At 72.9% G+C, this 11,323-nt stretch carries 7 protein-coding genes; 1 reads left to right on the top strand and 6 read right to left on the bottom strand.

Annotated elements, in window-relative coordinates; all coding sequences use genetic code 11:
- Nucleotides 1-221 precede the first annotated feature (221 nt).
- A complete protein-coding gene (locus ASG70_RS15995) occupies nt 222-2,171 on the top strand; it encodes a bifunctional UDP-sugar hydrolase/5'-nucleotidase (protein WP_235531535.1) in 1,950 nt (649 codons plus the stop codon).
- 22 nt (nt 2,172-2,193) lie between these two features.
- Here ASG70_RS15995 and ASG70_RS15990 read toward each other — a convergent pair whose 3' ends face one another.
- From ASG70_RS15990 to ASG70_RS15965, 6 genes are read right to left on the bottom strand one after another with little or no spacing between them, the layout of a single operon-like run.
- Nucleotides 2,194-3,291 carry a uroporphyrinogen-III synthase gene (locus ASG70_RS15990; RefSeq protein ID WP_056884864.1) on the bottom strand — a complete coding sequence of 366 codons (1,098 nt, stop codon included), beginning with the start codon at nt 3,289-3,291 and terminating at the stop codon, nt 2,194-2,196.
- A gap of 32 nt (nt 3,292-3,323) precedes the next feature.
- Entirely contained in the window at nt 3,324-4,553 is a 1,230-nt protein-coding gene (cobA, locus tag ASG70_RS15985) for a uroporphyrinogen-III C-methyltransferase (protein ID WP_056884807.1), read from the bottom strand.
- The gene (nirD, locus tag ASG70_RS15980) at nt 4,550-4,936 is read right to left on the bottom strand and encodes a nitrite reductase small subunit NirD (protein ID WP_056884806.1); all 387 of its coding nucleotides are present in this window, start codon (nt 4,934-4,936) and stop codon (nt 4,550-4,552) included. Before nirD ends, cobA begins: the two co-directional genes overlap by 4 nt.
- Nucleotides 4,933-7,512 carry a nitrite reductase large subunit NirB gene (gene nirB / locus ASG70_RS15975; RefSeq protein WP_056884863.1) on the bottom strand — a complete coding sequence of 860 codons (2,580 nt, stop codon included), beginning with the start codon at nt 7,510-7,512 and terminating at the stop codon, nt 4,933-4,935. The genes nirD and nirB overlap by 4 nt, the downstream gene beginning before the upstream one ends.
- Nucleotides 7,513-7,522: 10 nt before the next feature.
- Nucleotides 7,523-9,085 (bottom strand): FAD-dependent oxidoreductase, encoded by a 1,563-nt coding sequence (locus ASG70_RS15970; RefSeq protein ID WP_082590901.1) that lies wholly within the window; start codon nt 9,083-9,085, stop codon nt 7,523-7,525.
- Entirely contained in the window at nt 9,082-11,313 is a 2,232-nt protein-coding gene (locus tag ASG70_RS15965) for a molybdopterin oxidoreductase family protein (protein ID WP_056884862.1), read from the bottom strand. The genes ASG70_RS15970 and ASG70_RS15965 overlap by 4 nt, the downstream gene beginning before the upstream one ends.
- Nucleotides 11,314-11,323 lie beyond the last annotated feature (10 nt).

The raw sequence follows: 11,323 nt of genomic DNA, 5'->3' as shown, positions 1-11,323 counted from the left end.
CCCCCACAGGAAGGCCCTTTCGCATTTGTGGGCGCATTTCTCTTGGCCGTGCCCGGGTCCGTTCTCGAGGTGTTTGTGTGCAGGGCCCCTGGTGGTGCAGCCAGAGGACCCGTCGTGTCGGTATGACCGGTTAGGGTGGCTCTCCCGGTGGTGGCGACGACGCCGCCACCGAGCCCCCACCGTCGCCGGCCGACCGTCGGCGTCCTGTCCCCGGAGGTCCGATGTCCGCGTCCAACCCCCTTATGGAGCCCGAGTCCGCCGCGACCGCGGGAGCCCCAGTCGCCGATGCCGGCGCCGCCCCAGTCAGCGAGCGCTCACGTCGGCAGGTCCTCGGCATGGCCGTCCTCGGCGGCGCCGGCGCGACTGCGGCGTTCTTCGCCGCGCCGGGTACCGCGGCGGCGTCGCCGAAGGGGCGCCCGGGGTCGGGCACGACGCCGTACCGGCTCACCGTCATGGGCACCACGGACACGCACGGCAACGTCCTCAACTGGGACTACTTCAAGGACGCGGTCTACGACGACGGTCCGCACAACGACATCGGCCTGGCCAAGGTCGCCTCACTCGTCAAGCTCGTCCGTGCGGAGCGTGGGGCGTCCAGCACGCTGCTGCTCGACGCCGGCGACACGATCCAGGGCACGCCCCTGGCCTACTACTACGCCAAGATCGACCCCATCACCGGGGGAGCCGTGCATCCGATGGCCAAGGCGATGAACGCCATGGGCTACGACGCGGCGGCGCTGGGCAACCACGAGTTCAACTACGGGATCGACACGCTCCGGACGTTCGAGTCCCAGCTGGACTTCCCGCTGCTGTCCGCCAACACCGTCGACTGGAAGACCGGGGCTCCGGCCTTCCAGCCCCACGTCATCAAGTCCGTGAAGGTGCCGGGGGTGGCCAAGCCCCTCAAGGTCGGCATCCTCGGCCTGGTGACGCCGGGCGTGGCCATCTGGGACAAGGCGAACGTCGAGGGACGGCTGAAGTTCCCGGGGATCGTCGAGCAGGCCAAGGTCTGGGTCCCGAGGCTCAAGGCCGCCGGCTGCGACCTCGTGATCGTCTCCTGCCACTCGGGAGCCAAGCCCGGGTCCTCCTACGGTGACGCGCTGCCCTACCCGGAGAACGCGTCCTTCCAGCTCGCGGAGCAGGTCGCCGGCGTCGACGCGGTCCTGGTCGGACACGCGCACGCGGAGATCAAGGAGCAGCTCGTCCCCAGCAAGGCGACTCCCGGCAAGAACGTCCTGGTGACCGAGCCGCTGAAGTGGGGGATGCGCCTGTCCGTCATGGACCTCGACGTGGTGCACCAGGCCCGCGGCTGGAAGCTCGTCTCCGCCCACGCCCACCTCCTTGATGCCAACACAGTTCCGGAGGACGCGGCGGTCGCCGCGCTGGTGCGCGAGGACCACGCCGTGGTCCGCACCTACGTCAACTCGGTGATCGGCACCTGCACCGCACCGATGTCGGCGGCCACCGCTCGCTTCGAGGACACTGCGGCGATCGACTTCATCAACCACGTCCAGGCCGACGCCGTGAAGGCTGCCCTCGCGGGCACGCCCGACGCGTCGCTGCCGGTGCTGTCCATCGCGGCGCCGTTCAACCGGGACGCCGCGATCCCGTCCGGCAACGTCACGGTGCGCGACGTGGCGGGTCTCTACGTGTTCGACAACACCCTGCTCGGCATCCGCTTCACCGGTGCGCAGGTCAAGGCCTACCTCGAGTACTCAGCGGCCTACTACGAGACCGTTACGGGTGCCGGGCCGTTCGCCCCCGACGACATCACCAACGCCGTCAACCCGGCCACGGGACTCGAGACGCCTGACTACAACTACGACATCATGGGCGGCCTCGACGCGTCGCTGGCCTACGACATCGACATCGCCAAGCCGGTCGGCCAGCGCATCACCGCCCTGACCTACGGTGGCCAGCCCGTCGACCCTGCCGCGCAGTTCGTGATCGCGATCAACAACTACCGGCAGTCCGGCGGTGGCAACTTCCCGGGCGTGACCACGGCACCGGTGCTCTACAACGCCCAGGTCGAGATCCGCCAGCTGCTGATCGACTGGACCACGGCGCAGGGTGTCATCGACCCCGCGACCTTCACCACCTACGACTGGCGGCTCCTGTCCAACGGCACGCCCGTGGTCGTGGAGGGGGCAGCCGAAGGCGGCCGACACTGACGAGGACGTCGTCCCCGGCTGCTCAGCCGGGGACGACGTCGAGCCGGTAGCCGCGCTTCACCACGGTGCGGATGAGCCCCTTCGCTGCGCACGCGTCCCGCAGCCTGGCGACCGCCACCTCGGCTGTGTGCGGGTCGTTGGACTCGCCGGGGAGCACGGACAGCACCTGCGTACGCGTGACGACCTCGCCTGCGGCAGCCACCAGCAGCCGGAGCACCTCGAGGCCGCTGGGGGACAGCGGCAGGACGTGGCCGTCGAGCACAGCCACGGTGCGGCGCACCTGGAGGCGCCCTGCCACTGTCGTCACGGCAGAGGTCTGCGCCTCCTCGTAGTGGCTGACGAGGCTGCGCACGAGCGCGCCCAGCCGCCCGCGGTCCGGGACGATCGGCTCGATACCCCGCTCGAGGAGGGGGCGAGCGGTCACCGGACCCACCGCTGCGGCGACCATGGCGCCGGAGGTGAACCGGTGCCGCACTGCTGCCCAGACCTCGGCGTCGTCGACGGCGGCGAGCCAGGCGGCGGCACCGGGGGCGGAGGTGAACACGACGGCGTCGATCTCGCCGCCAGCCGCCGCGAGGACCGAGGCTGCCACCGCCTGGGGGTCGGGGGCGGGGCCCCACCGGTAGACGACGAGGCTGTGGACGTCCGCGCCGGCCGCCGCGAGCTCGGTGTCGAGACCGTCCGCGCCGGCGCCGTGGTGCTGCACGGCGATCCGCTGCCCGGCCACACCCTCGGAGAGCAGCAGGTCGAGGATCTCGGCCGAGGTCTCGGACTCCGCGACCCAGTCGGCCTGCAGGGCCGCCGCCTGGATGGCGCCCCTCGCCTTGGGCCCGCGCGCGATGATGCGAGCCTGCACGAGGACCGACGTCAGGTCGTCGGCCATCCCGGCGGCATCCGCTGCCTCCACCCAGCCGCGGAACCCGATGCCGGTCGTGACGACGACCGTGTCTGGAGGGTCGGCGACCAGGGCCTTGGTGTCGAGCAGCAGCTGGTCGTCGTGCTCGTGCGGCACGATGCTCAGGGCAGGGGCGTGCCGCACGGTGGCCCCACGCCGGGACAAGGCCGATCCCAGCTCTCCGGAGCGGCGGTCCGCGGTCACGAGCACGACGCAACCGGCCATGACGGGGGCGAGCGACCCCGGTGCCGGGCGGGTCACGGGGGTGCCGCCAGGAGCCCTGCGACGGCGACGTCGCCGACCACGACCACGGCCGGTGCCCGCACCCCTGACTCCCTCGCGGCCTCGACCACGTCGCAGAGCGCGGCACGAGTCACCCGCTGCGAGGGCAGGGTGGCGTCCTCGACCACCGCGACAGGCGTGGCCGGGGAGGCGCCTGCCGCGAGGAGCTGCGCCACGTGCTGACCCAGCAACGAGACGCCCATGAGCACCACGAGCGTGGCGCTGGAGTCGACGACGCACTGGACCGCGGCCCTGTTGAGCGTCCCGTGGCCATGGGCCACGTGCACCGCCCCTACTGTGCCGCGGTGCGTGACGGGTATGCCTGCGGCTGCCGGTCCGGCCAGCGCCGAGCTCACTCCTGGCACCACCTCCACAGGGATGCCGTGGGCGGCCAGCTCGGACTGCTCCTCACCGCCCCGACCGAAGAGGAAGGGATCGCCGCCCTTGAGCCGGACGACGACCCGACCTCGCTGGGCCTGCTCGACCAGCACGGCGTTGATCTCGTCCTGGGTGGTCGCGTGCGCACCGGGTACCTTGCCGACGTCGATGACCTCCACGTCCTTGCGCAGGGACCTCAGCAGGCTGGTCGGGCCGAGCCGGTCCGTGACGACCACGTCGGCCTCGGCCAGGGCCTGCCGTCCGCGGACGGTGATGAGGTCGGCCGCGCCCGGGCCGCCGCCGACCAGGACCACGCGACCGACCCGGTTGCCGCCGCCGGAGGCACTCACCGGGCGGTGTCGGCGCAGGTCGAGGTCACCGGTCTCGAGGGTCAGGGCCAGCTGGTCGCGCACCGCCCGGGCCCGCGCCGGGTCCGGGCCGTCGGTGGAGGCGACGCCGACGACGAGGCCGGCGTGGCGGGCGGTGGCCGGCGTGCGCGCCGTACCCTCTCCGACCTCGCTCGCGCAGACGCTCCAGGTGCGACGCGCGGTGGCCCAGTCGCAGAGCCGGGCGTTGGCCCGGGCGTCGTCGGTGGCGGCGTGCACGAGCCACATCCCCTCGACGTCGCCCTCACACACCTCCCGGTCGACCCACGTGAGCGCACCGTCGAGGACCGCGTCGACGAGGTCCTCGCACAGCTGCGGTGCAACGACCGTGACGACCGCACCGTCGGCCGCCATCGAGGTCGCCCGCCGGGCAGCCACAGCCCCGCCACCCGCCACCAGGACGGGCCGGCCGGTGACGTCGAGGCCCAGCAGAGTCGTCATCGCGCACCCTGTCCTCCGGGGAGCCCCACGCTCACCACGCCGTCCACGACGTGCACCGGGTACGTCGTCAGGGACCGGGGCTCCTTGCCGACGGGGTCGAGGCACGCCCCGGTGCGCAGGTCGAACACCTGCTTGTACATCGGGGAGGCCACCGTGGGAACGCTGCCGCGGGTGCCGACGATGCCGCGGGACATGACGTTCGCGCCGCTGAAGGGGTCGAGCTGCTGGACGGCGTGCACGTGGTCGTCGAAGGTCCGGAAGAGGGCGACCTGGGTGCCCTCCACGAGGGCCGCAGCGCCTCGTTCACGCGACAGGGACTTCAGGCTGCACACCTCGTGCCAAGTCACGCCGAGGTCGGCCGGCGCGGTGGTCTCGATCGTCATCTGCGCACCTCCAAGGTGGTGCCGGCGATCAGGACAGCTCCGCCGGTGCGTTCGGAATCCGTTGCGGGACGCGGCTGCCCGCGTTCGCTGACATAGACGAGGGTGTCGTCCGGCTGGTCGGGGGCGTTGACGAACGACCCGAACCTGCGCAGCGTCTCGGGGTCGTCGAGCGCGGCCGCCCACTCGTCCTCGTAGCCGTCCACGTGACCCGCCATGGCGTCGTCGAGGTCGGCGCCGATGCCCAGGGAGTCCTCGAGGACCACCGCGCGGATGGCGTCGAGCCCACCCTCGTGGTCCTCGACCCACGCAGCGGTCCGCTGGAGGCGGTCCGCAGTGCGCACGTAGTACATGAGGAACCGGTCGATGGTGCGCACCAGCGTCTCCGTGTCGAGGTCCTCGGCGAGCAGCTGGGCGTGCCGAGGGGTGAAGCCGCCGTTGCCCCCGACGTACACGTTCCAGCCGTGGTCGGTGGCGATGACCCCGACGTCCTTGCCGCGGGCCTCGGCGCACTCGCGCGCGCACCCTGACACGCCCAGCTTGATCTTGTGGGGTGAGCGCAGCCCCCGGTAGCGCAGCTCGAGCGCGATGGCGAGGCCGACCGAGTCCTGCACGCCGTAGCGGCACCAGGTCGAGCCGACGCACGACTTCACCGTGCGCAGCGACTTGCCGTAGGCGTGCCCGGACTCGAAGCCGGCGTCGACCAGCCGCCTCCAGATCCGGGGCAGCTGCTCGATCCGTGCCCCGAACAGGTCGATGCGCTGGCCGCCGGTGATCTTGGTGTAGAGCCCGAAGTCCTTCGCGACCTCGCCGATGGAGATGAGTCCCTCGGGGGTCACCTCACCACCGGGGATGCGGGGCACCACGGAGTAGGAGCCGTCCTTCTGCAGGTTGGCCATGACGTGGTCGTTGGTGTCCTGCAACGAAGCCCGCTCACCCTCGAGGATGTGGCCGGTGCCGAGGGAAGCCAGGATCGAGCCGATGACCGGCTTGCAGATGTCGCAGCCCCGGCCGCGTCCGTGGCGGTCGATGATCTCGCTGAACGTCGTGAGTCCCTGGACCCGCACGACGTCGAACAGCTGCGCGCGTGAGAGGTCGAAGTGCTCGCACAGGGCGTTGCTCACCTCGACCCCGGACTTCTCCAGCTCGGTCGTGACGAGGCGCTTGACGAGAGGGAGGCAGGACCCGCAGCTCGTGCCGGCGCGGGTGCACGCCTTGACGCCCGCGATGTCGGTGCAGCCGCCGTCGGTGACCGAGCAGCGGATGGCACCCGCAGTGACGTTGTTGCACGAGCAGACGGTCGCGTCCTCGGGGAGGTCGCCCGCCGGGGCGGCCGCAGCTCCCTCGGGCAGGAGGTGCGCAGCGGGGTCCCCACCGAGCTCCCGTCCCACCATCGGGCGCAGCGCGGCGTATGCACTGGCGTCGCCGACGAGGATGCCGCCGCGCAGTGTCCGGGCGTCGTCCGACACCACGAGCTTCTTGTAGACCCCGGCCACCGGGTCGGAGATGACGACCTCGAGGCTGCCGGGCTCGCTGGCGAAGGCGTCGCCGAACGACGCGACGTCGACGCCGAGCAGCTTGAGCTTCGTGGACAGGTCTGCCCCGGGGAACGTCCCTCCACCACCGAGCAGGCGGTCCACGACGACCTCGGCCATGGTGTAGCCGGGAGCGACCAGCCCGAGGCAGCGACCACCGATGCAGGCCACCTCGCCGACGGCCCACACCGAGGGGTCCGACGTCGCGCAGGACTCGTCCACGACGACGCCGCCGCGCTCGCCGACCTCCAGGCCGGCTTCACGGGCGAGCTCGTCGCGGGGTCGCACCCCGACGGCGAAGACCACGACGTCGGCCTCGAGCCGGTCGCCGTCGGCGAACTCCATGCCGGCCACCCGTCCGAGCCTGCCCGTGACCTTCGACGTCGCGGTGCCGGTGCGCACCGAGACCCCGAGGGCCTCGATGAGCCGGCGGAGCGCCTCGCCGCCGCCGTCGTCGACCTGCAGGGGCATCAACCGCGGCGCGAACTCGACCACCGTGGTGGAGACGTCCAGGGCCGTCAACGCCCCGGCGGCCTCGAGACCGAGCAGCCCACCGCCGACGACCGCGCCACGCAGGGGGCGACCGAGCTCGGTACGGAGCTGCTCGACGTAGGTCCGCAGGTCGGCGACGTCGTCGATGGTGCGGTAGACGAAGGCCCCGCGCAGGTCCTTGCCCGGGACGGGCGGCACCGCGGCGTACGAGCCGGTCGCGAGGACCAGCGAGTCGTAGGGAAGCACGCGGCCGTCCGAGGTGGCGACCGTCTTGCTCCTGCGGTCGACCGCGGTCGCGGCGACTCCGCGGCGGAGGGTGACGAGCGGGTCGTCCCACAGCTCCTGCCCGCCGAGGGCGAGGTCCTCGGGGTCGCGGCCGGTGAAGTACGAGGTGAGGGCCACCCGGTCGTACGGTGCCCGGGGCTCCTCGCAGAGCAGCGTCACCGCCCATTGGCCGGCGGTGTCCCGGGCCCGCAGGGCGTCGACGAGGCGGCGCGCGACCATGCCGCCGCCGACGACGACGAGCTGCCGCGGGGTGGGGTTATCGACCATGGCGGCCACGCTAGGACGCTGCCGTTTCGGCGCTGTGGATCATGTGTTTCCCCTTCGTTACGTCGTCCTCACGCAGGAGGTCGGAGGTGGGAGAGGCGGCAGGAGCGGTCCCGGGACGGGCGTTCACGGGTGAGCGGCGCAGGACGTCGAGCAGGGTGCAGACGTCCTCGGCGCAGCCGCCGCAGCCGGTGGTGGCCCGGGTGGCGGCCGCGACCTCCTCCACCGTGCCGGCGCCGTCCTGGATGCAGGCCGCGATGGCGCCCCTGCTCACGCCGTTGCAGCGGCAGACGGTCGCATCAGCGGGCAGGTCGGCGGGGGTGGCTGCCGCCGTGGGGCGCGAGGCGAGGGCGGTCAGCAGGAGGTGGGCGGGGTCCAGGGGCACCGGGATGCGCCGGGTGTAGGCCGTCACCAGCTCGGCCGCGACGCTCCCGGCGCCGACGCAGGTGGCGCCGACGAGCCGGTCGCCCGAGACCACCACCTCCACGTGCCGACCCACAGCGGGGTCGCTGAGGCGCAGGGTGCGCTGCGTCGGGTCGCCGGGCCGCTGCACACCGCAGACGCCCATCGTCACGACGTCGAGGCCGTGGGCCTTGAGGCGCACGACGTCGGCGGCGGGGGAGGGGGCTGCGGGCGACCCTGCCGGCGCCGCGTCGCACAGCCGCGCAGCCAGCCTCCGGGACTGCTCCCAACCCTGGGCGACGAGACCGCTCGCGCCGTCCGGGGGTTGCGCGCAGTCGCCGATCGCCGCGACCCGCGGGTCGGCAGCGCAGGCGAGGTCGGATCCGACGACGACTCCGCGATCCACGGCGAGCCCTGACGAGGCCGCCAGGGCGGTGCTGGGGACGGTGCCCGTGGCGAGGACCAGGAGGTCTGCCGGCAGCACCGTCCCGTCGTCGAGCACGAGCCCGGCCAGCCGCCCGTGCCGGGTGAGGGCCTCGACGGCGCCCCGGCCCACGCGCTGGTCGATGCCGAGGCCGGCCATCGCCGCCTCGACGACGCGGCTGGCCTCCTCGTCGAGCTGGCGTTCCATGAGTGCTGGTGCAGGGTGCACGACAGTAACGGTGACGCCGCGACGGGCGAGACCGCAGGCGGCTTCCATGCCGAGCACCCCGGCACCGAGGACGACCGCGTGCCGGGCGTTGAGGGTGGCCGCGACGATCTCGCGGGCGTCGTCGATGGTGCGCAGGGCGTGGACCCCGGACGTCAGCCCGGCACCGGTCCGCAGGCCCGGCAGGGGTGGGACGCGGGCGTCCGACCCGGTCGCGAGCACCAGGCGGTCGTAGCGCAGGTGCCTGCCGTCGTCGATCTCCACGACTCGGTCGTCACGGTCCAGTCGCACCGCGTGCGTGCCGCGCAGCACCGTCAACCGCTCACTGGTGGGAGTCGGAAGGGTGAGCGCGGCCAGGTCGTGCTTGGCGGCGACGACCTCGCTGAGCAGCACCCTGTTGTACGGCTCGCACGCCTCGGCGCCCACCACGGTCACGTCGAACCGCTGCGCCGAGTCGGCGGCGAGCAGGTCCTCCACGAACCGCGACCCGACCATGCCGTTGCCGACCACGACGAGCCGGGTCATGACGCCGCCCCGGTCGCCAGGGCGTGGACTTCTCGCGCCGGGACGGCCGTCGGGTCGACGGGCAGCCCCGCCGTGACGTCGACTGCGCAGACCTTGAACTCGGGCATGCCCGAGACCGGATCGGTGGCGTCGGAGGTCAGCCGGTTGACGCTGTCCGGACCTCCCCAATGGAAGGGCACGAACACCGTGTCGGGGCGTATGCCCTCGCTGACCCGCGCGGGCGCGGTGAGCGACCCCCGGGCAGTGGTGAGGCAGACCGGCTGCCCGTCGACGACGCCGAGTCGCGCAGCCAGCAGCGGGTGCAGCTCGGCCAGTGGTACGGGGACGGCGGCGGCGAGGTCGCGGACCCTGCGCGTCTGGGCGCCGGACTGGTAGTGCTGCAGGACCCGTCCGGTGACGAGGTAGAGCGGGGCGTCAGGACGCAGGTCGTCAGACGGCCCCACGTGGTCGACTGCCACCATGCGTGCGCGCCCTGAGGCGGTGGGGAAGCACTCGAGGAACAGCCGGGGTGTTCCCGGGTGCTCGGGCTCGCCGGCCTCGGCGGGCGGGCAGGGCCACCAGACGGCCGCGCTCTCGTCGTCACGGTCGAGACGGCTGTGGCTCACGCCGCCGTAGTCGGCTCGGCCACCGCTGCTGGCGCGGGCGAGCTCGTCGAAGACCAGGCTGGGATCGGTGTCCCAGGTGCCGGGGGCATCGAGCCGGGACGCGAGCTGGGACCAGACCCACAGCTCGCTGCGTACGCCCGGTGGTGGCTCGACTGCCTTGCGGCGCCTCAGGATCCGCCCTTCGAGCGAGGTCGTGGTCCCCTCCTCCTCCGCCCACTGGGTGACGGGAAGCACGACGTCGGCGAGCAGGGCCGTCTCCGACGGCACGAAGTCGCACACCACGAGCAGGTCCAGGGCAGCCAACCGCTCGGCCACCCGGTGGCCGTTGGGTGCGCTGACGAGGAGGTTGGAGCCGTGGACGAGCAGCGCGCGAGGACCACCTTCCGTGCCCAGCGAGGAGAGCAGCTCGACCGCCGGCTTTCCCTTGCCCGGCAACGACTCCGGCGGCACGCCCCACACCGCGGCGACGTGCGCGCGGGCGTCCGGGTCGTCGATCATGCGGTAGCCGGGGAGCTGGTCGGACTTCTGTCCGTGCTCGCGTCCGCCCTGTCCGTTCCCCTGGCCGGTGACGGCGCCGTACCCGCTGCCCACGCGGCCGGGCAGGCCGAGCACGAGGGCGAGATTGATGGCGGCGGAGACGGTGGCGGTGCCCTGGCGGGACTGCTCCACCCCTCGTCCGGTGAGGACGTACGCACCCCGTCCGCCGTGCACCGGGCTCGAGGCAGCCAGGAGGCGGGCGGCCGCGCGCAGCTGCTCGCCCGGGACGCCGCACACCTGTTCAGCCCGCTCCGGCCACCAGAGCGCGCAACGCCGGCGCACCTCCTCGAGGCCCTCGGTGCGGCGCGCGAGGTAGGCGGTGTCGGCCAGCCCCTCGGCGAGCAGGACGTGCAGGAGGGCCAGGAGCACGACGAGGTCGGTGCCCGGGACGGGTTGCAGGTGCATCCCGGCGCCCTCGCCGGCCAGCTCCGCGGTGGCGCTGCGTCGCGGGTCCACCACGACCAGGCCGCCCCTGCTCCGCGCGCCGGACAGGTGCGCCACCGATGGCGGCATGGTCTCGGCCACGTTGCTCCCGAGCAGGAGCACCGCGTCGGCGCCCGCCAGGTCGGTGAGGGGGAAGGGCAGCCCCCGGTCGATCCCGAGCGAGCGGTTGGCGGCTGCCGCGGCGCTGCTCATGCAGAAGCGGCCGTTGTAGTCGACGTTGGCCGTGCCGAGGGCCACACGAGCGAACTTCCCCAGCTGGTATGCCTTTTCGTTCGTGAGGCCGCCTCCGCCGAACACCGCGACGGCGTCAGGACCGTCCTCGGTGCGGATCCGCGTGAGCTTCCCAGCGACGAGGTCGAGCGCCTCGTCCCAAGTCGCCGGCGCGAGGACGCCCTTCGCGTCACGGACCAGGGGAGTGGTGAGGCGGTCCGGCGCCCGGAGGACCTCGGCGCTCGTCCAGCCCTTCTGGCAGAGACCACCGCGGTTCGTGGGGAAGTCGCGACCAGCCACGGCGACATGGGGCTGCGCGGGCCCAAGGGCGGCCGTGCGTCCGGGAGGGACTGAGGAGGTGAGGCGTTGGGCGCACTGCAGGGCGCAGTACGGGCAGTGGGTCGCGGTGCCGTCGGCAGGGGTGGCGGGCACGACACCCACC

Source organism: Phycicoccus sp. Soil748, assembly GCF_001428025.1.
Lineage (GTDB): Bacteria > Actinomycetota > Actinomycetes > Actinomycetales > Dermatophilaceae > Pedococcus.
Note: the sequence above shows the minus strand (reverse complement) of the source record. Positions and strands in the feature narration are given on the sequence as shown.